General features: G+C 61.1%; 23 protein-coding genes. 11 read left to right on the forward strand and 12 right to left on the reverse strand.

The genetic code is table 11. The features are described from left to right. Positions 1-28 precede the first annotated feature (28 nt). Positions 29-2,818, reverse strand: coding sequence for a DNA polymerase I (polA, locus tag Q1A32_RS07135; RefSeq protein WP_299651352.1), 2,790 nt, complete (start codon positions 2,816-2,818; stop codon positions 29-31). 101 nt (positions 2,819-2,919) lie between these two features. Here polA and Q1A32_RS07140 point away from each other — a divergent pair, with 101 nt between their 5' ends. Beyond that, on the forward strand, positions 2,920-3,669 hold the full coding sequence (locus tag Q1A32_RS07140; protein ID WP_299651355.1) for a methyl-accepting chemotaxis protein: 750 nt from the start codon (positions 2,920-2,922) through the stop codon (positions 3,667-3,669). A 6-nt stretch (positions 3,670-3,675) separates the two neighbouring features. Here Q1A32_RS07140 and Q1A32_RS07145 read toward each other — a convergent pair whose 3' ends face one another. Together Q1A32_RS07145 and Q1A32_RS07150 are read right to left on the reverse strand one after the other, a co-directional pair. Next, entirely contained in the window at positions 3,676-3,852 is a 177-nt protein-coding gene (locus Q1A32_RS07145; RefSeq protein ID WP_299607762.1) for a zinc-finger domain-containing protein, read from the reverse strand. Positions 3,853-3,920: 68 nt separating this feature from the next. Then, complete coding sequence (locus tag Q1A32_RS07150; protein WP_299651358.1) at positions 3,921-4,388, reverse strand: DUF1203 domain-containing protein; 468 nt, start codon at positions 4,386-4,388, stop codon at positions 3,921-3,923. A gap of 187 nt (positions 4,389-4,575) precedes the next feature. On the opposite strand from Q1A32_RS07150, the gene Q1A32_RS07155 reads away from it, so the two are divergent. Then, on the forward strand, positions 4,576-7,548 hold the full coding sequence (locus Q1A32_RS07155; protein ID WP_299651361.1) for an error-prone DNA polymerase: 2,973 nt from the start codon (positions 4,576-4,578) through the stop codon (positions 7,546-7,548). Between the two features lie 10 nt (positions 7,549-7,558). Continuing rightward, a complete protein-coding gene (locus Q1A32_RS07160) occupies positions 7,559-8,017 on the forward strand; it encodes a hypothetical protein (RefSeq protein WP_299651364.1) in 459 nt (152 codons plus the stop codon). Here the strand turns inward: Q1A32_RS07160 and Q1A32_RS07165 are convergent, their stop codons facing one another. Both Q1A32_RS07165 and Q1A32_RS07170 read right to left on the reverse strand, forming a co-directional pair. Further along, on the reverse strand, positions 8,018-8,239 hold the full coding sequence (locus Q1A32_RS07165) for a DUF3291 domain-containing protein (protein ID WP_299651367.1): 222 nt from the start codon (positions 8,237-8,239) through the stop codon (positions 8,018-8,020). After that, positions 8,194-8,517, reverse strand: a complete 324-nt coding sequence (locus Q1A32_RS07170) for a hypothetical protein (RefSeq protein WP_299651370.1) — start codon at positions 8,515-8,517, stop codon at positions 8,194-8,196. Before Q1A32_RS07170 ends, Q1A32_RS07165 begins: the two co-directional genes overlap by 46 nt. A gap of 115 nt (positions 8,518-8,632) precedes the next feature. Here Q1A32_RS07170 and gpmI point away from each other — a divergent pair, with 115 nt between their 5' ends. Genes gpmI through Q1A32_RS07185 form a run of 3 tightly spaced genes read left to right on the forward strand, consistent with a single transcriptional unit; the run spans position 8,633 to position 12,624 of the window. After that, positions 8,633-10,144, forward strand: a complete 1,512-nt coding sequence (gene gpmI / locus Q1A32_RS07175; RefSeq protein WP_299651373.1) for a 2,3-bisphosphoglycerate-independent phosphoglycerate mutase — start codon at positions 8,633-8,635, stop codon at positions 10,142-10,144. Further along, complete coding sequence (locus Q1A32_RS07180) at positions 10,141-11,274, forward strand: murein hydrolase activator EnvC (RefSeq protein WP_299651376.1); 1,134 nt, start codon at positions 10,141-10,143, stop codon at positions 11,272-11,274. Before gpmI ends, Q1A32_RS07180 begins: the two co-directional genes overlap by 4 nt. A gap of 6 nt (positions 11,275-11,280) precedes the next feature. Beyond that, a complete protein-coding gene (locus tag Q1A32_RS07185; RefSeq protein WP_299651379.1) occupies positions 11,281-12,624 on the forward strand; it encodes a S41 family peptidase in 1,344 nt (447 codons plus the stop codon). Between the two features lie 57 nt (positions 12,625-12,681). On the opposite strand, the gene Q1A32_RS07190 is transcribed toward Q1A32_RS07185, so the two are convergent. From Q1A32_RS07190 to Q1A32_RS07210, 5 genes are read right to left on the reverse strand one after another with little or no spacing between them, the layout of a single operon-like run. Then, entirely contained in the window at positions 12,682-13,770 is a 1,089-nt protein-coding gene (locus Q1A32_RS07190; RefSeq protein WP_299651382.1) for a mandelate racemase/muconate lactonizing enzyme family protein, read from the reverse strand. Next, positions 13,763-14,695: a 2-hydroxyacid dehydrogenase gene (locus Q1A32_RS07195; protein WP_299651384.1), complete on the reverse strand. Its 933-nt coding sequence runs from the start codon at positions 14,693-14,695 to the stop codon at positions 13,763-13,765. The genes Q1A32_RS07190 and Q1A32_RS07195 overlap by 8 nt, the downstream gene beginning before the upstream one ends. Further along, a complete protein-coding gene (locus Q1A32_RS07200; RefSeq protein WP_299651386.1) occupies positions 14,688-15,530 on the reverse strand; it encodes a fumarylacetoacetate hydrolase family protein in 843 nt (280 codons plus the stop codon). The genes Q1A32_RS07195 and Q1A32_RS07200 overlap by 8 nt, the downstream gene beginning before the upstream one ends. Positions 15,531-15,539: 9 nt before the next feature. Continuing rightward, the gene (locus Q1A32_RS07205) at positions 15,540-17,351 is read right to left on the reverse strand and encodes an IlvD/Edd family dehydratase (protein ID WP_299651388.1); all 1,812 of its coding nucleotides are present in this window, start codon (positions 17,349-17,351) and stop codon (positions 15,540-15,542) included. Then, a complete protein-coding gene (locus Q1A32_RS07210) occupies positions 17,348-18,094 on the reverse strand; it encodes an SDR family oxidoreductase (RefSeq protein WP_299651391.1) in 747 nt (248 codons plus the stop codon). Before Q1A32_RS07210 ends, Q1A32_RS07205 begins: the two co-directional genes overlap by 4 nt. 81 nt (positions 18,095-18,175) lie before the next feature. Between Q1A32_RS07210 and Q1A32_RS07215 the strand changes: the two genes are divergently transcribed. Both Q1A32_RS07215 and denD read left to right on the forward strand, forming a co-directional pair. Further along, on the forward strand, positions 18,176-19,090 hold the full coding sequence (locus Q1A32_RS07215; protein ID WP_299651394.1) for an NAD(P)-dependent oxidoreductase: 915 nt from the start codon (positions 18,176-18,178) through the stop codon (positions 19,088-19,090). Beyond that, positions 19,087-20,067: a D-erythronate dehydrogenase gene (gene denD / locus Q1A32_RS07220; RefSeq protein ID WP_299651396.1), complete on the forward strand. Its 981-nt coding sequence runs from the start codon at positions 19,087-19,089 to the stop codon at positions 20,065-20,067. Before Q1A32_RS07215 ends, denD begins: the two co-directional genes overlap by 4 nt. Positions 20,068-20,093: 26 nt before the next feature. On the opposite strand, the gene Q1A32_RS07225 is transcribed toward denD, so the two are convergent. Both Q1A32_RS07225 and Q1A32_RS07230 read right to left on the reverse strand, forming a co-directional pair. Next, positions 20,094-20,885, reverse strand: coding sequence for an endonuclease/exonuclease/phosphatase family protein (locus Q1A32_RS07225; RefSeq protein WP_299652820.1), 792 nt, complete (start codon positions 20,883-20,885; stop codon positions 20,094-20,096). A 93-nt stretch (positions 20,886-20,978) separates the two neighbouring features. Next, positions 20,979-21,635 carry a GntR family transcriptional regulator gene (locus Q1A32_RS07230; RefSeq protein WP_299607724.1) on the reverse strand — a complete coding sequence of 219 codons (657 nt, stop codon included), beginning with the start codon at positions 21,633-21,635 and terminating at the stop codon, positions 20,979-20,981. A 196-nt stretch (positions 21,636-21,831) separates the two neighbouring features. On the opposite strand from Q1A32_RS07230, the gene Q1A32_RS07235 reads away from it, so the two are divergent. From Q1A32_RS07235 to Q1A32_RS07245, 3 genes are read left to right on the forward strand one after another with little or no spacing between them, the layout of a single operon-like run. Next, the gene (locus Q1A32_RS07235; RefSeq protein WP_299607723.1) at positions 21,832-22,857 is read left to right on the forward strand and encodes a TRAP transporter substrate-binding protein; all 1,026 of its coding nucleotides are present in this window, start codon (positions 21,832-21,834) and stop codon (positions 22,855-22,857) included. Positions 22,858-22,897: 40 nt separating this feature from the next. Next, on the forward strand, positions 22,898-23,803 hold the full coding sequence (locus Q1A32_RS07240; RefSeq protein ID WP_299651400.1) for a TRAP transporter small permease subunit: 906 nt from the start codon (positions 22,898-22,900) through the stop codon (positions 23,801-23,803). 3 nt (positions 23,804-23,806) lie between these two features. Then, a complete protein-coding gene (locus tag Q1A32_RS07245) occupies positions 23,807-25,528 on the forward strand; it encodes a TRAP transporter large permease subunit (protein ID WP_299651402.1) in 1,722 nt (573 codons plus the stop codon). Positions 25,529-25,532: the final 4 nt, after the last annotated feature.

The raw sequence follows: 25,532 nt of genomic DNA on the forward strand, positions 1-25,532 counted from the left end.
GTCGCCAGAGGCTCCTTGTGCGTGCTTGTTAGTGCGCTTCGGCCCAATTCTGCCCTTGCCCCGCATCCACAGTCAGTTTCACGTCCAGTTTCACCACCGGGTCATTGGCGCTTTCCATCACGTCGCGGGCCACGCCAATCAGGTCGTCCACAGCGCCATCTTCGACTTCGAACAGCAATTCGTCGTGGACTTGCAGCAGCATGGCGGCGGGCAGGTCCTTGATTGCGTCGGGCATGCGGATCATGGCGCGGCGGATGACGTCGGCGGCAGTCCCTTGGATCGGGGCGTTAATCGCGGCGCGGGCGGCGAAGCCTGCGCGGGGGCCTTTGGAGGCAATCTCGGGCGTGTGGATCTTGCGTCCGAACAGCGTCTGGACATAGCCGTGTTCCTTGGCGAACGCCTTGGTGTCGTCCATGTAGGTGCGGATGCCGGGGAAACGTTCGAAGTAGCGGTCGATGAAGCCCTGCGCCTCGGCCCGCGGGATGCGCAGGTTGCGTGCCAGCCCGAAGCCCGAGATGCCGTAAATGACGCCGAAGTTGATCGCTTTGGCCTGGCGGCGGATGTCGGGCGTCATTTCATCCAGGGGCACGTTGAACATTTCCGATGCGGTGAGCGCATGGATGTCGATGCCGTCGTCGAAGGCCTGTTTCAGTTCGGGGATTTGCGCGATGTGGGCAAGGATGCGCAGCTCGATCTGGGAATAGTCGAGCGCGACGAGGGTTTTGCCCGGCTCGGAGACAAACGCCTCGCGGATGCGCCGCCCTTCTTCTGTGCGGATCGGGATGTTTTGCAGGTTGGGGTCGGTGGAGGCGAGCCGCCCGGTGGACGCACCTGCAATGGAGTAGGACGTGTGCACGCGGCCCGTGTCGGCGTTGATGTGGTCCTGTAGCGCGTCGGTATAGGTGGATTTGAGTTTCGAGAGTTGCCGCCAGTCCAGCACGCGGGCGGGAAGTTCGTGTTCAGTGGCGAGGTCTTCGAGCACGTCGGCACCGGTGGCGTAGGCCCCCGTCTTGCCCTTCTTGCCGCCTTCAATGGCCATTTCGTCGAACAGGATTTCGCCAAGCTGCTTGGGCGAGCCCACGTTGAATTTGCGCCCCGCAAGTTCGTAGATTTCATCCTCAAGCCCCGCCATTTTCTGGGCAAAGGCGTTGGACATGCGCGACAGCGTATCGCGGTCGACCTTGATGCCGGATCGTTCCATACCCGCCAAAACATGCACCATGGGCCGTTCGAGCGTTTCGTAGACGCGCGTAACCTGCACCCGATGCAGTTGCGGTTTGAACTGCTGCCAGAGGCGCAGGGTGATGTCGGCATCTTCGGTGGCGTATTTGACGGCATCGTCCAGCGGGACCTGATCGAAGGTTTTGGCGGATTTACCGGAACCCAAGAGCGGTTTGATCGGAATGGGCGTGTGACCCAGGTATCGTTCGGACAGCGTGTCCATGCCGTGATTGTGCAGCCCGCCGTGCATCGCATAAGACAGCAGCATGGTGTCGTCGATCGGGGCAACGTGAATGCCCAGACGCGCAAAGATCTTGGCGTCGTATTTCATATTTTGACCGATTTTGAGGATGCTGTCGTCCTCAAGCACGGGTTTGAGCATCTCAAGCGCGGTCTCGAACGGCATCTGCCCTTCGGCCAGATCGTCGGAGCCGAAGAGGTCATCGCCGCCTTGCTTGTGCGTGAGCGGGATGTAGCAGGCGTGGCCGGGGTTCACGGCCAGCGAGATGCCGACGAGGTCGGCGATCATCTCGTTCAGGCCGGTGGTTTCGGTGTCCACGGCGACGTGGCCGCGTTCGTAGATCAGGTCGATCCAGGTTTGCAGCTGGTCGGCGTTCTGCACGTGCTCATAGGTGGCATCATCAAAGCTGGGCGCTTCGGGGGCATCCTGTGCCTCTGCCGGGGCGGGTTCCTTGATCTTGGGCGCGTCGACGCCAAGCTGGTCGGCAATGCGCTTGGTGAGGGTGCGGAACTCCATCTCGGCCAGAAAGGGCATGAGCTGATCGGGCTTTGGGTCCTGTACTTCCAGATCGTCGATGGTGAAGTCGAGGGGCGTGTTTTCGTCCAGCCGGACGAGGTCGCGGCTGAGGCGGATCTGGTCGGCGTGGTCGATCAGGGTCTGGCGGCGTTTGGGTTGTTTGATTTCGCCAGCGCGTTCGAGAAGTGCGTCCAGATCGCCGTATTCGTTGATCAGGAGGGCTGCGGTCTTCACCCCGATGCCGGGTGCGCCGGGGACGTTGTCAACGCTGTCGCCCGCCAGTGCCTGCACATCCACCACGCGTTCGGGGTAGACGCCGAACTTGGCATGTACGCCGTCGCGGTCGATGCGGTTGTTCTTCATCGCGTCGAACATCTCGACCCCGTCACCCACAAGCTGCATCAGGTCCTTGTCAGAGCTGATGATGGTCACGCGCCCCCCGGCGGCACGAGCCTTCACGGACAGGGTGGCGATAATGTCGTCTGCCTCGTACCCCTCCTTTTCTTTGCAGGCGATGTTGAAGGCTTCGGTCGCTTGGCGCGTCAGCGGGATCTGCGGGCGCAGGTCTTCGGGCATCGCTTCGCGGTTGGCTTTGTACTGATCGTACATGTCATTGCGGAAGGTGTGGCTGCCCTTGTCAAAGATCACGGCCACATGGGTCGGCGCGTCGGGACCGTGATTCCCTTCGACATATTTGTGGAGCATGTTGCAGAAGCCCGCGACGGCCCCGATGGGCAGCCCGTCGGACTTGCGCGTGAGCGGCGGCAGCGCGTGATAGGCGCGGAAGATGAAGGCCGAACCGTCGATGAGATGCAGGTGACACCCTTTGCCAAACGCCATGTGAACCGCCCCTTGTAAGCCTGTGCCCGGGTGATGTGCCACGAATCCCGAAAGGGGGAAAGCACAAGCCTTTGTTAACTCAGTTTTGCCACAACAGGCGCATGACAGCGATGAACCGTTTGGGCGATGTGACAGATGTATTGGGCCAGCAGACCGGGGCAACCGGTATTGCGGCCCGGATCGAACTGTTGCGCGCCGTGGATATGATCCGGTCGCACTGCGCGCGCGCAACGCTTTACAGCGCAGTTGGATTGCTGCTGGACGGACCGGAGGATCGCGAGAAGTGCATCGAAGGCATCCAGCGGGCGATGCCCGGTGCGCATTCCGGCGTGCGCCTGTTGTCCAGTACGCAGATTGAACCCGGCATCGATCCGGACGCGATGGCATGGTTGCGTGCAACGGTGGCAGACATGCCCGACAGTGTTGAGACGATGTCTCGTTTTGTCCGCGCAGTCGCAGAGATGACGCGCGCGTTCGAAGCGGGGCGATGTGAGCCTGCACATCTGCGCGACTTGACCCGGTTTGCCGCAGGCGACTTCAACGCGCATTTTGCCAAGCTGGTGAACCGTCTGAGCGCGGATTTGCATGGTGATCGGGTGAACCGGCGTTCCGTCGCGACGCAAACCGGTACAGATGCCCGCACGGCGCTGCGCGAGATCAGTGAGATTTCGCAGAATGTGGGCTTGATCGCGATCAACGCATCCATCGAAGCGGCACATGTCGGCGAACACGGGCGGGGTTTCGCGATCATCGCAACAGAGATTCGCGAATTGTCCGAGAAGATCGAGCAGGCAAATGTGCGCGTGCAGACCCAGGTAGATGCGCTGATCCGGCAGGTGATCGACGACTAGGCTGGCTTAGCCGTCGGCTTGCTCTGCATACACGTATTTGCAATCGCAATAGGGGCATTCGACCCAGCCGGTGTCCTCGGGGATCTGTAGCCAGACCCGTGGGTGCCCCAATGCCCCTTCACCCCCGTCACAGGCCACGCGGTGGCTGTGGACCGTTTTGGTTTCGGGCGCTTCAATGGTCATGTTGGCTATCCTCAGCTGCGGCGCATGCGCCCGCGTTTATGGGCCAAGGGTGCTGCGCAGACAAGGGCCTAGTCGTTGCGATCAATGCGGGCTTGATAGCAATTGTTGCGGGCAGAGCGCACGTGGATATAGGCGATGTCAGGATCGGCAAAAATCGCGGCCACCCGGTCCTGAATGTCGGGGCTCGCGGTGATGGCGCCGGTGCCGTAAACGATGCGGTCGTCCGTGGAGTAGCCCTTGATCAGGTAATCCGGCGATGTGGTCAGGATGGGCGGCAGGTCCGCACCGCCCCCGCGCGGGCAGTCATCAGCACATAGAAAGATGGGCCCAACCTCGGCATAGGGGTGTTCCCCGTCAAAGGGCTTGTGGGCCAGCACCAGCATATCCGCCCCTTTGGGCACATCGCGCAGACAATGGCGACATGGGTTGCCGTCGCCATTCGACACGGCGCGTTCCGGTGGATTGCCAAAGGCATCAGGCGCCCCGGCGCGGTAGGCTTGGACGATGGCGGTGGGCAGGGCAGTGAATGTGGGCATGAGATGTCTCCTTTGCGCCAATCTGCACCACCCATTCAGGCGGGCGCGACCCGAATGCTGCGCAACCGTCCCCCTTCCCTGTTTCCAAATAATCCCGGCGTTTAGGGCGGAGCCAGAGAGGACCCGTTCAAATGAGAACAAAAAGTGAATATACTGGTGCTCTGCTGCCACCGAATCTGCCAGAAACATGTTCACTGAACTGTCGATCACGTCGAATTTCACCTTCCTCACCGGGGCGTCCCACCCCGAGGAGTATGTGAACCGTGCCACCCTGATCGGGATGGATGCGCTGGCCATCGCTGACGACAATTCTGTTGCGGGGATCGTGCGCGCGCACACGCAGGCCAGGACCATCGCGCGCGCCGTGAAGGAACGACGGGAGTTCGACGCGATCCACGGGCTGATTGGACCACCAAGGCCGGATCACATCCCGGCCCCATCCAGTGCGCCTGTGGCCCTCACGCCGCGCCTGATCCCGGCAACACGGCTGCTGTTTTCCGATGCGCCGCCCATCACGGTGCTGCCACTGGACCGGCAAGGCTGGCGGTCACTGTGCCGGATCATCTCCAAGGGGCGACTTCGGGCCGAGAAGGGGGAGTGTGACCTGCAATTGCAAGACCTCGAAGACTTTGCGGGTGGTCTCCACCTGCTTTTGTGGCCACAGGCGCAAACGGTGCAGGGCGGCGCGGTTGATTGGGTGCAAACGGCGCGACGGTTGACGCGCCGCTTTGCTGGAAACATCCATGTACTGATGACCCCCAGCTATGACGGGCGGGACACGGCGCGCTTTGACCATATCGCGGATCAGGCGCGAAGCCTTGGCCTGCCTACCCTCGCCTCTGCCGCGCCGCGCATGCACCACGGCGCGCGGCGCAAGCTGGCGGATGTGGTCAGCGCCATTCGTCTTAAATGCCGTGTCGATGCACTGGGCCGCGCGGCCCTTAGCAATGGCGAGGGGCGGTTGCGCAGTGAGGCGGACATGCTGCGTCTGTTCGCCGGGCACGAGGCGGCGGTGCACCGGACGGGGGAGTTGGCCAGGCGCTTGACCTTCTCACTGGATCAGCTGCGTTATGAATACCCGTCCGAGATCACGCAGAACGAGACGCCCAGCCAGCGGCTGGAGCGGCTGGCTTACGAAGGGCTGAAATGGCGCTATCCCGCAGGCGCGCCCGAAAAGGCGCAGACCCTGCTGCGCCATGAACTCACCCTGATCGCCAAGCTGAAATACGAACCCTATTTCCTGACTGTCCGCGACATCGTCCATTTCGCGCGATCCCGCGGGATCTTGTGTCAGGGTCGCGGATCGGCGGCCAATTCGGTGGTGTGTTACTGCATGGGCATCACTTCCGTCAGCCCGGAGATGGGCACGATGGTGTTCGAACGCTTTGTATCAGAGGCGCGGGACGAGCCGCCCGATATCGACGTCGACTTCGAACACGAGCGGCGCGAGGAAGTGATCCAGCACATCTATAAGCGCTATGGCCGCCACCGGGCGGGCCTGTGCGCCACGGTCGTGCATTACCGGGGCAAGCGCGCCATTCGCGAGGTGGGCCGCGCCATGGGTCTGACCGAGGATACGATTTCCGCGCTGTCCTCGCAGCTTTGGGGCTTCTTCTCGACCAAGGGGTTGGAGGCGGAGCGGATGGCCGAGATCGGCCTCGATTTCCGCGACCGGCGCCTGCAACAGACCATTGAGCTGGTCTATGAGATCAACGGCTTTCCCCGGCATTTGTCCCAGCACGTGGGTGGCTTCATCGTGACCGAAGGGCGGCTGGATGAATTGGTGCCCATTGAAAACGCGACGATGGAGGACCGCACCGTCATCTGCTGGGACAAGGATGACATCGACTCGCTTGGCATTCTGAAGGTCGATGTGTTGAGCCTTGGCATGCTGACCTGCATCCGCAAGGCCTTTGATTTGCTGAGCATGCACCACCAGCAGGACTATACCCTTGCGACCTTGCCGCCAGAGGACCCGCGTGTTTATGACATGCTGTGCGCGGCGGACAGTATCGGCGTGTTTCAGGTCGAAAGCCGGGCGCAGATGAACTTTTTACCCCGGATGCGGCCCCGCAATTTCTATGATCTGGTGATCGAGGTGGCCATCATCCGTCCGGGGCCCATTCAGGGCGACATGGTGCATCCCTATATCCGTCGCCGGAACGGGGAGGAGGAGGTGTCTTTCCCCTCGGACGAGTTGGGGCAGGTGTTGGGCAAGACGCTGGGCGTGCCGCTGTTTCAGGAACAGGCCATGCAGATCGCCATTGTGGGCGCGGGTTTTACCCCCGATCAGGCGGACCGGCTGCGGCGGTCGCTCGCGACGTTCAAGAAGCATGGCAGCGTCAGTGAGTTCCGTGCCCTGTTCCTGAAAGGTATGCGCAAGAACGGATACGAGGACGACTTTGCCGAGCGGTGCTTTTCCCAGATCGAGGGTTTTGGCTCCTACGGCTTTCCCGAGAGCCATGCGGCGAGCTTTGCGCTGCTCGTCTATGCCTCAAGCTGGATCAAGTGCCACCATCCGGGCATTTTTGCCTGTGCGCTGCTGAATTCACAGCCCATGGGGTTCTATGCCCCCGCCCAGATCGTGCGGGATGCCCGCGAACACGGGGTTGATGTGCGCCCCATCTGCGTGAATGCCAGTTTCTGGGACAATGCGATGGAGCCCGATGGCAAGGGCGGTCTCGCCCTGCGGCTGGGCTTCCGGCAGATCAAGGGGCTGAGCGAAGAGGATGCCAGTTGGCTGACGGCGGCGCGGGGCAATGGCTATCAGTCGGTGCAGGATGTCTGGCGCCGTGCGGGTCTGGCCCCGGGTATCATTGTGCGGCTGGCCGAAGCAGATGCTTTTGCCGCTGCGGGTGTAAATCGGCGCGAGGCGCTGTGGGAGGCCAAGGCGATTGCGCCCGGTCCCGCGCTGCCCCTGTTTGCGACCGATCTGGATGGCGAAGTGGTGGATGAACCAACGGCGCTGCTGCCTGAAATGAGCCTGGGCGAAGAGGTGGTGGAGGATTACGTCTCGACCCGCTTGACGCTGCGGGCCCATCCGGTGGGCCTTTTGCGCCATATCCTGACGCCGGGTGCGGCCCCGGTCGAGGTGTTACCCGCCACCCAAGAGGCACCGGATTTGTCGAAGATCAGTTTTACGCGGGGCAACCCGGATTGAGAGGGACAGCATGACGACACTTGCCGATTACAAGGCCAAATCGGGCACGTTCATCCCGGTCTGGACGCTGGAAATACAGACTTTGCCCGAGGATACGGACCGCATTCTGGACGCAGTGATGGCCGTGCACCCGTTGGGATATGGCCGGTATCAGCGCAATGCCAGCATCTCTGCCGTAGGGGTCGAGACGGCGCAGCCCGAACCGGGATCAACCACCACGACCCATGTGGACGGGTTCAAGGCCGGCGCGACGGAAACCTATCCGATGGTGGAATTGAAGATCTCTGTCGAGCGGGACGTGACCGTGCTGGAGCGCGTGATGGGGGCCATTCTGGATGTGCACCACTACGAAGAACCGGTGATCTTCCTGCGCGAGGATTGGGCCAGTCGCGCAGCCTACAACCCGAACAACGACAATCCGCACCGGTGGTGGAACAATCGACGTGGATTGCCGGATCGTATCACGTGATCAGTCCGGCGGTGGGAAGCGGTTCTGCAACGTGAACGCCTCGACGCTTGGGCCGTCTTTCCGCAACTGATGCAGGCGGTTCCAGCCATCTTCCAGCGCCACGCGCGTCCCCTTTGTCGCCCACCACATCACCATGGTCGGGCCCTGTGTTCGGTCCACCCAGCCGCGCAATGTCTTCATGCCTTCGCGGTGCAGTTCGTCGCGGTAGGCAAAGCGGTGCATCGCCTGCACGTCCTGCCATGCAGCCATGCAGCCATGGTCAGGATATGGAAATTGTCCTCGGTCCGGTCCGTTTGCAGAGCCAGAAGGTCACTCATCTCGCCATAGGTGCCGTCGGGCAGGCGTGCGCCGTGGTTGTGCCAATACATCCCGTCATCGGCCTTGGCCCGGGCAAAGACGTGCGGCAGTTGGCCAAAGAAGTACTGCGCGTGCGGGTGACTGGCGCTGAAGGGACCGAGAGGGCGCACCACGTTCAGGTGCACCAGCATGTGTTCGCTCATGTCCATATCCTCCGTCCGGCGCAAACCTACCGGGTCATCATGCCTGCGCAAGCCTTCTTTCCAAGCGCGAGGCCGCGCGGTAGAACGCAACCAACACATCGGAAGGACACCCGAGATGGCACCACCCAAACCCGTTGTACTGTGCATCCTCGACGGCTGGGGTCTGCGCGAAGATGAGACGGGCAATGCCCCCAAGCTGGCGCGCACACCGACCTTTGATCGCATCATGGACACGTGCAGCCATGCGACCCTGATCACCCATGGCCCGGACGTGGGCCTGCCCCGCGGGCAGATGGGCAATTCCGAGGTGGGTCATACCAACATCGGTGCAGGCCGCGTGGTGGCGATGGATCTCGGTCAGATCGACCTTGCCATCGAAGACGGCAGCTTTTTCCGCAACGCACGCCTGACCGACTGGATCAACGCCATCAAGGAGGCGGGCGGGCGCGCGCATCTGATGGGTGTGATGTCTGACGGCGGCGTGCACGGTCATATCCGCCACCTGATCGCCGCCGCGAAAGCGTGCACCGATGCGGGCCTGCCCGTTGTCATCCATGCAATCACCGACGGGCGCGATGTCGCCCCGAAATCGGCGCTGAGCTATCTTGAGCAATTGCATGACGATCTGCCGGCGGGTGCCCGCGTCGTCAGCCTGACAGGTCGCTACTTTGCCATGGATCGCGACAACCGCTGGGACAGGGTCGAAACCGCGTATAGCGTCGTGGTCCGGGCCGATGGCCCCGTTGCCGAAAGCGCGCAAGCGGCGATTGAAGCGGCATATGCCAACGACACCACCGACGAGTTCATCCCGTCCACGGTCATGGATGGCTACAAGGGCGCGAAGGATGGCGACGGGTTCTTTTGCCTGAATTTCCGGGCGGATCGTGCACGCGAGATCATGGCAGCCATTGGCGATCCCGGATTTGACGCCTTTGACCCAGAAGGACGTCCGGACTGGTCAGGCCTGATGGGCATGGCGGATTACTCAGAGGCGCACAAAGCCTATATGACGACCGTTTATCCCAAGCCCGAGATCGTCAACACGCTGGGCGCATGGGTGGCCAAGGCGGGCCTGCGCCAATTCCGGTTGGCGGAAACCGAAAAGTATCCACACGTGACGTTCTTTCTGAATGGCGGAGAGGAGCAGCCTGAAAATGGTGAGGATCGGGCGATGCCCAAGTCGCCCTCGGTCGCGACATATGACCTGCAACCTGAGATGTCGTCGGTGGAAGTGACGGACAGGTTTGTCGCGGCCGTCGAAGACGGTTACGACCTAATCGTGGTGAACTACGCCAACCCGGACATGGTTGGGCACACGGGTGATCTTGAGGCAGCGATTGCCGCTTGCGAGGCAGTGGACACGGGTCTGAGCCGTGTTCTGCCCGCTCTGGAACAGGTGGGAGGGGCGATGATCCTGACTGCGGATCACGGCAATTGCGAAACCATGATCGATCCCGACACTGGCGCGCCGCACACGGCCCATACCACCAACCTTGTGCCCGTGGCGCTGATCGGTGCCGAGGGCACGCTGAAGGACGGGCGGTTGGCCGATTTGGCACCGACGCTGTTGCAACTCATGGGGCTGGAACAGCCAGTTGAGATGACGGGACACAGTCTGATCGAATGAAATGGGTCGCTGCAGTTTTCCTTGGCCTGTGGGCACTGCCAGCGCTGGCGCAGGACGATGCCGGTGCCTTGGCAAGGGCTGCGGGCGGGCAGCTTGAGGCGGCATCGGTTCGTTTGTCAGAAGCGGACAGTGCGCGGGACCGTGTACGCGCACTGACAGAGACGGTGCACGCGTACGAGGCTGGTCTGTCGGCCATGCGCTCGGGATTGCGTCGTGCGTCGATCCGAGAGGCACAGTTGCGTGGGCAATTGCAGGCGCGGGATGCTGAAATCGCTCAGCTGGTTGCCGTCTTGCAAACCCTGTCCCCGGGTCAGTCGCCCACCGCTTTTCTGCATCCCGATGGACCAAATGGCACCGCCCGCGCGGGGATGCTTCTGGCTGAACTGACACCGGCCCTGAACCAACGGGCGGCGCAATTGCGGCAAGACCTGGACGACGTGGAAAGCCTGCGCGTCTTGCAAGAGCAGGCGGCTGTGCAACTTCAAACCGGCCTGACCGAGGTGCAAACCGCTCGATCCGAGCTGAACCAGGCGATGGCGGAGCGCACCGACCTGCCGCAGCGCTTTGTCGAAGATCCGGTGCGCACGGCCATCCTCATCGCATCAGCAGAGACGTTGGATGCATTTTCAAGTGGGCTTGCCAACATTGCCGAAGATGATGCGGGTTGGACCCCACCTGAAATTGACGACCTGATCGGCGAGTTTCCAATGCCCGCCCGCGGCGTGATCCTGCGCCGCGCGGGTGAGCCGGACGCGGCTGGAATCACGCGTCCGGGGATATTGCTGGCCACGCGCCCCGGCACTTTGGTGACCTCCCCCACGGCTGCGACGCTGCGCTATGTCGGACCGCTTCTGGATTTCGGTACGGTGACAATCCTTGAGCCACGCCCCGGCACTCTGATCGTCCTTGCCGGGCTTGACGTAAGCTATGGCTCATCGGGGCAGATCATCTCTGCTGGCACGCCTTTGGGCCTGATGGGCGGCCTGCCTGCGCAAGATGCTGCAACGCCCGCTTCAACAGGTGGTGAAGGGGGTGGCGCTGACCGCTCGGAAACGCTCTATATAGAAGTAAGAGAAAATAATGTGCCAATGGACCCCCTCACGTGGTTCAGCACCGAACAGGATGGATAAGCTGGAATGAAGAAATTCGTGATGGCCGCCGTGGGCGGAACGGTGGCAGGTGTGATTGCGACAACGCAAATCGCCGGGCCGCTTTTGGCGCAGGAAAACGCGGCAAACGCGCCTGTTTACGAGCAGTTGGACCTGTTCGGCGATATCTTTGAACGTATCCGCAGCCAGTACGTGGAAGAGGTGGAACCGAAGGAACTGATCGAGGCTGCCATTGACGGTATGCTGACGTCGCTTGACCCGCATTCGAGCTATCTTTCACCTGACGACGCGGCCGCAATGCAAGTGCAGACCCGCGGTGAATTCGGCGGTCTGGGCATCGAGGTGACGCAAGAAGAAGGCTTTATCAAGGTTGTGTCGCCCATCGACAGCACCCCTGCCGCCGAGGCCGGGATCGAGGCGGGCGACTTCATCACCCATGTCGATGGCGAGTCGATGCTGGGCCTGACACTGGATTCTGCCGTTGAACGCATGCGCGGCCCCGTCGGGTCCGAGATCATCATCACTGTGGTCCGTGAGGGCGAGACGGAACCCTTCGATGTTTCCATCATCCGCGACACGATTGAACTGCAGGCGGTCCGCAGTCGGACGCAGGGCGAGACGGTTGTGCTGCGCGTGACCACCTTCAACGACAAGACCACGCCGAACCTTGTGACCAAGCTGGAAGAAGAGGTGGAAACGCTGGGCGGCATGGACTCGGTGAACGGCTTTGTCCTCGATTTGCGTAACAATCCCGGCGGGTTGTTGACCCAAGCCATCCGCGTGTCGGATGCGTTCTTGGAAAAGGGTGAGATCGTTTCGACCCGTGGGCGTGACCCCGCAGATGGTGATCGCTTCAACGCGACACCCGGTGATCTGGCGCAGGGCAAGCCCATTGTGGTGCTGATCAATGGCGGTTCCGCCTCGGCGTCCGAGATCGTGGCGGGCGCTCTTCAAGACCATCGCCGTGCCATTGTCGTGGGTACCAAGAGCTTTGGGAAGGGTTCGGTTCAGACCGTGATGCCGCTGCGTGGGGACGGGGCCATGCGCCTGACCACAGCGCGCTATTACACGCCGTCGGGCCGGTCCATTCAGGCGCTGGGCGTAAGCCCTGACATCGTGGTGGAACAACCGCGTCGTCGCCAAGACGAGGAAGAGGAAGAGGATGGGCCAGCGAGCGCCATCGGACCACGGTCCGAAGGGGATTTGCGCGGCAGCCTTGATAACGATTCGCTGACCGAAGATCAGATCAAGCAGATTGAGGAAGATCGCGCCAAGGCGGAAGCGGCGGCCGAGTTGCGGGAGGATGACTATCAGCTGGCTTATGCCATCGACATCCTGAAGGGCCTGAACGCGTTGGGTCCAACCGAGTAAACGGTTCGTCAGATCGGAGTTAGGGAGGGCGGTGCCGTTGGCGCCGCCCTACTTCGTTCAGAGGGTAATTTCGTGCGGGGTCAGTTTGGACCAGTCGAACGCGACCCCGATACCCGGCACGTCCGGCGCAACCGCCAAGTGATCCTCAATCACCAAGGGTCGGGTCGTGTAGCGGTCAATGGGGAAACTGTGCACTTCGAGCCAGCCGCCGTGGACTTGGCTGGACACAAGCGACACATGCAGTTCCTGCATCCCATGGCTGCAAACGGGGACATCTGCCTTTCGCGCCATCTTTGCGACCTCTAGCCAACCGGTGATGCCAAGGCAGTTCGAGGCATCGGGTTGGATGAAGTCTACATGTGGCAAGGCGCGGCGAAACTCATGCATCGTGTGCAGGTTTTCGCCTTGGGCTGTGGCCATGCCGGTAGCAGCGCGGATGGCGGCGTAGTCTTCGAAATGGTCGGGTTCGATCGGTTCTTCAAACCATGTGATGTTCTGATCCTTAACCGCGTGGGCGAGACTGATCGCCTGATCCGTGGTCATGGAATAGTTGGCATCGATCATGAAGGTCATGTCGGGGCCTATGAGGTCGCGGACGGCTTTAATGCGTGTAATGTCCTCGGCTTCTGTCGGTTGCCCAATCTTGATTTTGACCGCGTTGTGCCCGCGCGCGAGGTAAGTGCGGACGCTGTCCAACAGCTTGGGCAGATCAAACCCAAGGTCGATGCCACCTGCATAGGCTTTGCAGCGGTCTGCGGCCCCTCCGGCGGCTTGCACCAGCGATTGGCCAGTGCCTTTGAGTCGCGCGTCCCATAGCGCGATATCTACGGCGGAGATGGCGAAGGAGAGGATACCGCCCCGGCCCACATAGTGCAGGTGAGCGTCCATGGCGTGGGTGAGGTGTTCGACGTCGCCCGCGTCCTGCCCGATCAGGAAGGGGGCGAGGTCATGGGTGATCATCGCCGCCGTGGCATGCCCGCCGCGCCCGCCGTTGTAGGTGTAGCCGGTGCCGGTCCGCCCGTCGTCCAGCGTGACCGTCGCGGTGATCAGGTGGAAGTGGCTGTGGTCGCCGTGTTTGGCGTCAACGAGCACTTCGTCGAGCGGCACGGCGAACAGGCGCGCCTGAACGTCGGCGATCCTAGCCATTGAGGTGGGCGGTTTCAGGCACGGAGGTAAGCACAAGGCCGTTGTCGAGATGGCTGATCAAGTTGTCGACAACGAGTGCGCCCATGGCGGCCCGCGTTTCATGCGTAGCGCTGCCCACATGTGGCAGGAGGACAACGTTGGACATCGATTTGAGCGCGTCTGGGATTTTGGGTTCTTCCTCGAACACATCCAATGCGGCATAGCCGAGCTTGCCCGTTTGCAGGGCCGCGACCATCGCTGCTTCGTCGATGACGGAGCCGCGCGAGACGTTGATGAGGGTGCCTGTCGGTCCCAGCGCCTCCATCACGTCGGCATTGACGATGTGGTGCGTGGCGGGTCCGCCGGGGGTGATGCAGATGATCACCTCGACCGCTTTCGCCATGTCCACAAGGCTGTCGTGGTAGGTGTATGGCACGTCCTTTTTGCTGCGGGTGTGGTAGTGGACATCGGAGTTAAACACCTTGAGTTTGTCCGCGATGGCCTGGCCGATGCGCCCGAGGCCAAGGATGCCGACGCGCCGGTTGTCGGAGCTGCGCGACAGCGGCGCATTGCCGTTTACCTCCCAATTGCCTGAGCGGGCGTGCGCCTCGTCGGCAAGGAAATTGCGGAAGCTGGTGAGCATCAGCATGATCGTCGTGCTGGCCACTTCGGCGTTCAGCACGTCGGGTGTGTGGGTGACAATGATGCCCCGCTCTACACAGGCGTCAGTGTCGATGGCGTCATAGCCCACGCCGTAGCTGGCGGCCACTTTGGCGTTGGTGCACTTGGCGAGGATATCCGCAGGCACGCCATCATGACCGTTTGTGACGATATGCGTGATCGCGTCCGCCGGGTAGTCGCCTGTGGCCTGATGGATGGTGAAGCGTTCGGCCAAACGGTCGCGCATGGTGTCGGTGATGCCACCGATTTGCAGAAGGTCAGGCATCTTGCTTCACCTCTTGGCGCTGCGATCCGAGCCCTTCGATGGTAAGCTCCATCACATCGCCGACCTTGAGGAAGGTCGGGGGCTTCATGCCAAGGCCGACGCCGGGCGGAGTGCCCGTTGTGATGACGTCGCCGGGGTGCAGGGTCATCAGCTGGGACAGGTGTTCGATGATCTCGGCCACAGTGAAGATCATGGTGGACGTGTTGCCTGTCTGCATCCGCGTGCCGTTTACGTCGAGCGACATGGCGAGGTTTTGCGGGTCTGGCACTTCATCGCGTGTCACAAGATACGGACCCGTAGGGCCGAACGTGTCGCAGGATTTGCCCTTGGTCCACTGGCCTGTGAGTTGGCTTTGGAAGTGCCGTTCGGACACGTCGTTGACGACGCAGTAGCCTGCCACGTGGTTCAACGCGTCTTCTTTGCTGACATATTTGGCGGTCGTGCCGATGACGACGCCAAGTTCGACTTCCCAATCCGTTTTTGTCGACCCACGCGGCATGACGACGTCGTCATTGGGACCGACGATGGCGGAGTTGGCTTTGAAGAAAAGGATGGGGTGTTCGGGGATGGCCGCACCGGTTTCAGCGGCGTGGTCGGAGTAGTTGAGGCCGATACAGAGAAACTTGCCAATGTTGCCGACGCAAGCACCCATGCGGGGCGTGCCGTCGACGGCGGGCAGCGTGGCAGGGTCGATGCTGCGCAGTTTGTCGAGCGTTGCGTCGTCGAGCATCGCGCCAGTGATGTCGGCCACATGGCCGCTGAGGTCACGGAGGATTTCGCCATCCATGAGGCCGGGCTTTTCGTGACCAACGTCACCGTATCTTACGAGTTTCATGGGGGCTCCCTAGTGGTTGTCGCGCGGCATGTGATTGCGCGAGATGTCTTGGTATTTGTCCGCGCCGCGCAGGGTCATGCCTTCGTCAAAGCGACCAACATAGTCGCGGAAAATTTCCTGCCATGGGCTTTGGCTGGTCGGTACGGGGTAGCCGCCTGCGGCCATGATCGCTTCGGCGCGCGCCTTCAGGATCGTGTCGTCGACCAGCATGTCGGCGGTGCATTTCTTCAGATCAATCCGCACGCGGTCGCCGTTTTCCAAGAGGGCAAGACCGCCGCCATCCGCCGCCTCGGGCGAGGCGTTGAGGATAGAAGGCGAGCCGGAGGTGCCGGATTGACGCCCGTCGCCGACGCAGGGCAGCGCGTCGATGCCCTGCTTCAGTAGATATGAGGGCGCGCGCATGTTAACGACCTCGGCGCCGCCCGGATACCCTTTGGGGCCTGCGCCGCGCATGAAAAGGATGCAGTTTTCGTCTATGTTTTCCGCCGGGTCGTCGATGCGGTGGTGGAAATCCTCGGGACCGTCAAAGACCACGGCGCGGCCTTCGAACGCTTCGGGGTCATCGGGGTTGGACAGATAACGAGCGCGGAAATCGGACGAGATCACGGAGGTTTTCATGATCGCGCTGTCAAAGAGGTTGCCCTTGAGATTGATGAACCCGGCATGCTCTTTCAGCGGGTCGGAGACCTGTTTGATAACCTTCTGGTCCTCGCTGCGCACGTGGGCACAGTTTTCGCGCATGGTCTTGCCGTTGGCGGTGATGGCGTCGGGGTGGGGCAGCAAGTCGGCGGCGATCAACTCGCCAATGACCGCCGGGACGCCGCCCGCGTGCTGGTAGTCTTCGCCCAGATATTCGCCTGCGGGCTGAAGGTTGACCAGAAGCGGCACGTGGTGGCCGACGCCTTGCCAGTCGTCATTGTTCAGCGGCACGTCGAGGTGTTTGGCGATGCCGTTGAGGTGGATAGGGGCGTTGGTGGACCCGCCGATGGCGGAGTTGATGACGATCGTGTTTTCGAATGCCTCGCGCGTCATGATGTCGGAGGGACGGAGGTCTTCCCACACCATCTCGACCGCGCGTTTTCCCGTTTCATAGCTGATCTGGCCGCGTTCGCGATAGGGAGCGGGGATGGCGGCGGCACCGGGGAGTTGCATTCCGAGCGCTTCGGCGAGGCTGTTCATGGTTGTGGCCGTGCCCATGGTGTTGCAATAGCCGACCGAGGGGGCGGAGGAGGCCACGAGTTCCATGAACCCTTCCTCGTCAATCTCGCCCTTGGCCATCATCTCGCGCGCCTGCCAGACGATGGAACCGGAGCCGGTGCGCTTGCCGCGGAACCAGCCGTTGAGCATGGGGCCGACGGACAAAGCGATGGCGGGGATGTTCACTGTGGCGGCGGCCATGAGCAGCGCCGGGGTTGTCTTGTCACAACCGATATTGAGGACGACGCCGTCGAGCGGGTAGCCGAACAGCGTTTCGACCAGCGACAGGTAGGCGAGGTTGCGGTCGAGCATCGCCGTGGGTCGTTTACCCGTCTCTTGAATGGGGTGCACGGGCACTTCGATGCATGTGCCGCCCGCCGCGATGATGCCGTCGCGGACCCGCTTGGACAGTTCGATATGGTGGCGGTTGCAGGGCGACAGGTCACTGCCGGTTTGCGCGATCCCGATGATGGGCTTGCCGGATTGCAGCTCCTCGCGCGTGAGGCCGTAGTTGAGGTAGCGTTCGAGGTAGAGCGCCGTCATCTCCGGGTTATCCGGGTTCATGAACCACTTGCGCGAACGCAGGTTTTCTATTCCGATTTTCTTGGTCCCAGATTCAGTCATTGTCCTGACCAGCCTCCATCAATGATGTGGGTATGTCCTGTAGTGAATGCGCTTTCGTCGCTGGCAAGGTAGACGACGAGGGCAGCGATTTCTTCGGCCTTGGCCACGCGGCCCATGGGTTGGCGGGCGACGAATTGTTCCATGGCCTTGTCGTAGCTGCCAAGCTGCTCGCCTAGGGCCGTGACGCGGTCATGCCAGCTTGGGCTTTCGACAGTGCCGGGGCAGATGCAGTTACAGCGGACGCCCTGGGTGATGTAGTCGACGGCCACGGATTTCGTCAGGCCGACAACGGCGGCCTTGGTCGTGCCATAGATGAAGCGGTTGGGCGCGCCGATGATAGACCCAAGCGCCGACGACATGTTGATGATAGACCCGCTTCCGCGCTCCAGCATCCCCGGCAGGGCGGCCCGGATGGTGTGGTACATAGAGCGGACGTTCAAGTCGAAGGCGAAGTCCCATTCGTCATCTGTGCTGTCCATGATCGTGCCGTTGTGGACGAAGCCCGCGCAGTTGAACAGGATGTCCGGCTGCGCTTCGGCCACGCCGTCATGCACGCTGCTTTCGTCGCGCGCGTCTAGCCGGAAGGCTATGATATTGTCGTGCTGCAACGTGTCGAGTGCATCCGTGTTCACGTCGGTGGCAAAGACCTTTGCCCCTTCGTTTGCCATGGCAAGTGCGCTGGCGCGGCCGATCCCTTGGCCCGCTGCAGTCACAAGTGCGCGCTTTCCGTCAAGACGGCCCATGCACTCCTCCCCTTATCCGATCAGGTGTTGCGCAGACGCGGGGTCTGCGTTTTGGTGTTAGCGTAGGACAAGGTGCGGGCGTTGACCAGACGTCACGAAAATTTCGAAAGGAAAGTCATGGCGTTCGAGAATGTGGCCCTGCTGGGCACGGGGTTGATGGGCTTTCCCATGGCGCGGAACATGGCGCGGGCAGGGGTGCCTGTGACGGTGTGGAACCGGACGCAGGCCAAGGCTGATCCTTTGGCCGATGATGGGGCGGCTGTCGCGGCAAGCACCACGGCGGCGGTGACAGGGGCAGATGTGATCATCACCATGATGAGTGACGGGCCAACCGTTTTGTCGGTCATTGCCGAGGTGTCGCGGGCACTGTCGCGGGGTGCGCTATGGATCGACATGTCATCGACCAAACCGGGGGAAGCGCGCGCAGCACGGGAGGCTTTGGCAGAGCTTGGCGTTGGGTTCTTGGATGCACCGGTGTCTGGTGGCACCAAGGGCGCCGAGGGTGCGACCCTTGCCATCATGGCCGGGGGCGATGAGTCGGATTTTAAGCGCGCGCAGCCTGTGCTTGAGGTGATGGGACGTCCAGTACATGTGGGCCCGACCGGCACGGGGCAGCTATCGAAGCTGTGCAACCAGACCATTGTTGCCGTGACAATCGGGGCCGTGGCAGAGGCAATGCTGCTGGCTGAGGAAGGTGGCGCGGACCCTGCTGCGTTACGGGCCGCGTTGAAGGGTGGCTTTGCCGACAGCACCATTTTGCAGCAGCACGGGGAGCGGATGACAACCGGGAATTTCGAACCCGGCGGGTTGTCCAAGTTTCAGTTGAAGGATCTGGACAATGTGCTGGTCGAGGCGGAAGCAGCAGGTATGACTTTGCCCATGACACAAGATGTGCGTGATCGCTTTGCGTATTTCGTGGATCACATGGATGGGGCGGACAAGGACCATTCGGGCCTGTATCTTGAGTTGAAAGCGCGGCAGGGAGGTGTGGCATGAAACGCATTCTGATCCTTGGGGGCGGCGGTATGGTGGGCCAGAAGCTGGCCCGCCGGCTTGAGGCGCAGGGCTTGCCCGGATTTGGCGATTTTACCGTAACGCTGCATGATCTGGGCTTTGCCGAGGATGCGGTGGGCGACGACAAGCGCGTGGGCAACCTCTCCGTTCTGGCCGAGGGGGCCGCACTGGCGGCAGAGCGGTTTGACGTGATCTTCTTCCTCGCCTCCATCGTTTCGGGTGAGGCGGAGACGAATTTTGATCTGGGCTGGCAGACGAACCTGTGGCCGATGTGGCACTTTCTGGAAGGCTTGCGTGCCCAGCACCGGGCGACGGGCGGGGAATATGTGCCGCGGGTCGTGTTCACGTCGTCCATTGCGGTGTTCGGCGGGCCTTATCCGGACAAGATCGGGGACGAGTTCCTGACCTCGCCCCAAACCAGCTATGGTGCGCAGAAGGCGGCGTGTGAGTTGCTGGTGCAGGACTTCTCCCGCAAGGGCTTCATCGACGGGATGTCATTGCGCCTTCCCACGATTTGCGTGCGTCCCGGCAAGGCAAATTTGGCGGCGTCCTCGTTTTTCTCGGGCATCATTCGCGAGCCTTTGAACGGGATGGAAGCCATCCTGCCGGTGGAGGATACGGTGCGCCATTGGCACGCCTCGCCCCGGTCGGCGGCTGGGTTTCTGGCCCATGCCGCAGTGTTGGATACGGACCGGCTCGAGGGGCGGCGCGCGCTGAACCTGCCGGGGCTAAGCTGCACCGTGGCCGAGCAGATTGAGGCGTTGCGAGATGTGGCGGGCAACAATGTGGTGGCGTTGATCAAACCGCAGCGGGATGAGGCGGTGGCCAAGATCGTTGACGGCTGGCCACGCAATTTCGCCCCTGACCGGGCGACCGCGTTGGGGTTTGAAGCGGAAAAGACGTTCCGCGAGATCATCGACGTATATGTGGAGGAGGAGTTGGACGGGCGGACGCGCTGACTGCGGCCGCATTGCTGTCCACGCAGCTAGAGTGAGAGCACCAGCGGGCAGTGATCTGAGACCTCCGGTTCGTACAATACGTCGAACTCTTGCACGGCCTCCGTATCGTTGATCAGCATATAGTCTGCGAACTTCCCGGGCTTTTTATAGTGCGAATTCCGTGTGCTAGAGAAGTTTTGGCCCGTTACCAATTCGGATAGGCCTGCACCCGACAGAATACTCAGCGTCTCGCTGTCCGGTTCAACATTGAAGTCCCCACAGATGACAACGACATCATCCGGCTCAGACACCTGCCGAGACAGATCGAGCAACTTGTGCGCCTGATCTGCCCGATCCGGCGTGTCCAATTTGCCCCTCAGGTCACGCAAGCCGTGCATATGTGTCACGCTGATGGCGCGGCTGGCGGCATAGTCATAAACCCGGACACCGTGCGCGCTGCGCGACCGCGGGTGATCGCCGTAGCCTACAGGTGAATAGGTCTTGTGAACGAAACCCTGAGCCTGACCGATGATCGGGATGGATTTGTGCACAAATGTGGCCAGTCCCCATTGTGACAGCACTTGCTGATCGTCATCCCAAAGGATGCCTTGCGCCGCGGGACAAAATACAGCCATGTGATTGGGTAAAGCCATTGATACGTCACGGAAAAAGTTAGCCCGCTGCGGTAGGATGTGGTCGCCGTCGCGGTAGGTCAGCCAGTCCTTGGTCGATGCCGGGGTGTGAACAACTTCCTGAAGGCACAGAATGTCGGGCGCTGCGCTTTCCACGAAAGGCAAAAGGTCCTGGTAGAGTTTGCCGCCCCAGCCGTTCAGGCACATGATTTTCACAGCGCTCTTCCTTCCAAACCCGTCGTTGCACGACATTCGGCGCACGGAGAGCAGGTTGCAAGTTGGGATATTGACCGCGTGATCTCAGGCCATTTCAACCGCGCTTTTGGGCAGCAGGTGCCGCGCGAGGTGGTCGTGGATCTTTTGCCGTGTCAGCGCCTCGTCCCCCGACATTGCAGCGTCAAGGATTTGCTGGTGGTGCATGATGTTGTTCGAGATGAAATCGAACGCGCGGTCTTCGACCATCAGTTGCTGGCGGAAGCGACAATAGACGCCGTGGTGCGTGTCGATCAGCGCTTGTGAGCCACAGGCGGAGATCAGGGTTTCGTGGAACTGCGCCTCTGCGTTGAACCACAGATCGACGAATGGGGACTTGTCCGTCGCCGTGCTTAGCCGCATTTCGAGGTGACTGAGTTGGTGATGGGCGGCAGTCAACCGTGCCTCCCATGCGACGCCACCGCGGCGGATCGACATGGCGGTTCCTTCGGCTTCCAGCAACACGCGCAGGTGGGTCAACTCGTGGATCACCGAATCGGATTTTTCGGGCACGCGGAAACCACGCTGTTCCTGAAATTCGACCAGTCCAAGGGTCGACAAGCGGAACAGGACCTCGCGGATGGTGCTGGCAGAACAGCCAAATTCCTGGCGCAAATGCTCTGCTCTGACCTTCTGACCATGCTCGAACGCGTTGGTCATAAGGCGGAAGCGCAGAGTTTCGTATATGTCGGTGTCGTAGGGCATGTGCCGCCATCGAGCAGTGCAGAATTCCCCTATCGTTAAATCACGAAATCTCGAAATTCCACCATAATCTCAAAAATCGGCCTAATTTCATTTTTCTGTTGTCCGATGGGGGCAACTGCGCATAGCTTTCCTCTACGACACGTCAAAGCGGGCACATGAACCCGCCGTGCGCTTACATAATGTCAGGGAGGATGACATGACATTTCTGAAAAAGGCGGCCTCGGTCGCTGCTGTTGCCGCACTTGCGGCCACCACGGCGCTGACGGCGTCAGCAGAAACCACCAAGCTGCGGATCCAGACGCACTACGCCCCCGAGACGGTCTCGGGCAAGCTGGCCGCACAGTATATCGACGACATTCAAACGATGTCGGGAGGCGGAATCGAAGTCGAGATGTTCTATTCTTCGTCTGTTGTGAAGTCGGTCGAGACCTTCGACGCGGCGGCCACAGGCATTCTGGACTGTGACATGACCGGTGGCGGTTATCAGACCGGCAAGAACTCGGCGTTCCAGTTCGTGGGCGACATCATGGGTGGCTATGAAACGCCATACCAACAGCTGAGCTGGCTGTATTTCGGCGGCGGTCGTGAAGCGGCCGCACCCTTGTACAACAAGTACGGCATGGAGCTGATCGGCTGGTGGGTTTACGGCCAAGAGTCGTTCGCGTCCTCCAAGCCCATCGAGAAAGTTGCTGACTTCAAGGACTGGAAATTCCGGTCGCCTCCCGGCATGGAAACCAAGATCTTCGAAAAGCTGGGCGCGTCGCCCATCGTGATGGACTTCACCGAGATCTTCACCGCGCTGGAAACCGGCATCATCGACGGTGCGGACGCATCGGGCCTGGCCAACAACGTGGGTCTGGGTCTGTATGACATCGTCAAGTATGCCAACTTCCCCGGCTTCCACTCGATGCCGTCGGATCACCTGGCGTGCAACAAGGCTGTGTTCGACGCGATGCCCGAAGCGCACCAGACCATCATGAAGGTGGCGATGGAAGCGCTGGCTCTGCGCACGGCCCTGACGTTCGAGAAGAAGAACGCCGAAGCTGCTGCTCAGCTGCGCGAAGATGGTGTGACCCTATCCCAGTGGGCACCGGAAGAGCTGCAGAAGTTCCGTGACGCGGCACAGGCCACATGGCCTGAATTCGCAGATACGCCGGAAGCCAAGGCGCTGGTTGATGCGCACCTGAGCTATCTCAAGCAGCTGGGCCTTGTGTCCGAATAAGATGTAGCGATCCGGGGTCGCGTTTGCGCGCGGCCCCACTTTGCCTGACGCGGCACCCGACAAGATGCGCGCGGGTCATGTTCTACCACAGGGGGATTTCGTGATGCAGGTGCGCTCCGGCACTCTGATCGAGTGGATTGTGCCTATGGCCTTTATCTTGTGCGCGGGCTGGGTGGTCTGGCACATGCCGGCCTTTACTCTCGACTTCTATCCCCCCACTGATCCCTCCCAATTCGACAAACTGTCGGCCCTGTTTCAACGCAATGACGTGACCCCCGGTCTGGGCGGTCTGTTTGGCGGCTTTGCCGATATCGTGGACTGGCTGGCGTTGATCGGCATTCCCGTCACCGCGTATTTCGGTGTCCGCACCGTGCAGCGCGCGGGCATGGAGTTTGAAAGCTGGAAACCTGCCGACCGACTGGCTGTCTTCATAGGCCGCGTCACCATGATGCTGATCGTGTGCCTGACCGGCGTGATGCTGTTCGAGGTTCTGCTGCGCTATGTGTTCGAGGCCCCGACCCTGTGGGCCAATGAAATGAGCCTGTGGCTGGCCGGTTTCGTGTTCCTGTGTGCCGGTCTTTATGCCATGCAGCAACGCAGCCACATCCGGATTGTTCTGCTCTATGATGCTGTGCCCCGCGCGGTGCAGCGCGTGTTCGACATTATCTCGACCTCCTGCATCGTCATCTTTGCCTTTTTCCTTTGCTACGGCGGGTATGGCGAGGCCTTTGACAAGTTTTACCGATGGGAGACTTTCGGCACCGCTTTTGACCCGCCGATCCCGGCCACGATGAAGCCCTTGGTGCTGATCATCGTGTCCCTTGTGGCATTGCAAGCCATCGTCAACCTGATCTCGGACTGGAACAAGGACGAGGTGCATTACGGCGGCGAAGACCTCGACGAAGAAGAAATTGAGCGCATCAAGGCGCAAGTGGCAGGGGACTAGGTCATGGATGTCGGAACGATTTCACTGGTCCTGATGCTGGGCCTGATCCTGCTGCTGGCGATTGGCATGCCGCTGGGCTTTGCGTCTGCCTTTATGGCGGTCGTGGTCCTGTTCATGAAGTTCGAGCCTGCGCTGCTGATGAACCCCGCCTTGTGGGGCGAGGGGCTGTTGACCGGGCGACCGGGATCGGGGCCGCTGAACATCCTGCCGCAGAGGATCTATGGCGATGTCCTGACCAGTTATGTCCTGATATCCATACCGTTATTCATCTTCATGGCCGCCCTGCTGGAACGGTCAGGCATCGCCAAGGAGATGTATTCGTCTCTGAATGTCTGGCTCAACCGCACCCGTGGGGGCATTGCCATCGTGACCTCCATCATGGCTGTCATCATGGCGGCGATGTCGGGCATCATTGGCGGCGAAGTGGTTCTGCTGGGCCTGATCGCGCTGCCGCAGATGCTGCGACTGGGCTACAACCAGAACCTGGCCATCGGGGTGATCTGTGCCTCCGGCTCATTGGGCACCATGATCCCGCCGTCCATCGTGTTGATTATCTATGGCCTGATTACCGAGACGTCGATCAAGGCGCTGTTCACGGCGGCCTTTATCCCGGGCTTCATGCTTGCGTCATTCATCATCATCTACATCGTCATTCGCACAACGTTAAAGCCTGAAGACGCGCCATTGCCGGAAGAGACGATTGCCAAGCGTCTGGCTGCGCTGAACGCCGTCGCCGACAAGACCGAGGCGGAAGCGCGGGAGTTCGACGAGCTGATGGCCGAAAAGGCTGATCTGGAGTCGCAACCCCGCGGAGGCGAGAAATGGATGCTGTTCGGGGCCTTCCTGAACGTGGTGCTAGCCGGCTTTTCCGCAGCACTGTTCCTGCGGGCATCGTTCTTCGAGTTCTCGGGATCGAACGCGGCCAACACGGGCGATGCGGCGTTCTGGGGGACAGCGGAGTATATCGGCATCTTTGCGGGCATCTTTGCCGCAACGATGGTGCTGGCATTCTTGGTCTTTGGGCGCGGACGTACCGCAACCGGCTGGTCCATGGGCAAGGGTCTTGTACCGCCCATCGTGGTGATCGGCGTTGTCATGGGCTCGATCTATGGCGGGATCACGGGCATCACCGAGGCGGCTGGCATGGGGGCCATGGCCGTCTTTGTCATCGCCGTGTTGCGTGGTGAAGCGTCGCCTGAACTGGTGTGGGACTCGCTGATGCGGACCCTCAAATCGACAGGCACGATTGTTTGGGTGACGATCGGTGCCACGGCCCTCGCCGGCGCCTACACCATTGCCGGTGGGCCGAACTATGTGGCTGATTTCATCGTTGGGTCAGAGCTGCCGACAATGGTGGTGATCCTGTTCATGATGCTGATCCTGCTGTTCATGGGCGCATTCATGGACTGGGTGGGCATCGTGCTGTTGATCATCCCCGTCTTCCTGCCCATCGTGCTGAAGCTGCCCATTGAAGAGATCGGGATGTTCGGAGAGTTGAACCCGCGCCATGTGGCGATCTGGTTCGGGGTGGTGTTCTGTATGAACATGCAGGTGTCGTTCCTGTCGCCACCCTTTGGTCCGGCCGCGTTCTACCTGAAATCCGTGGCTCCGCCGCATATTCAACTGACCGATATCTTCAAGGGGTTCCTGCCCTTTATCGGTATCCAGCTGATCGCGCTGTCGGTGCTCTTGATCTGGCCGCCCATCATCTCGATCCTGTTGTAGGGGT

This window comes from uncultured Tateyamaria sp., assembly GCF_947503415.1.
Lineage (GTDB): Bacteria > Pseudomonadota > Alphaproteobacteria > Rhodobacterales > Rhodobacteraceae > Tateyamaria.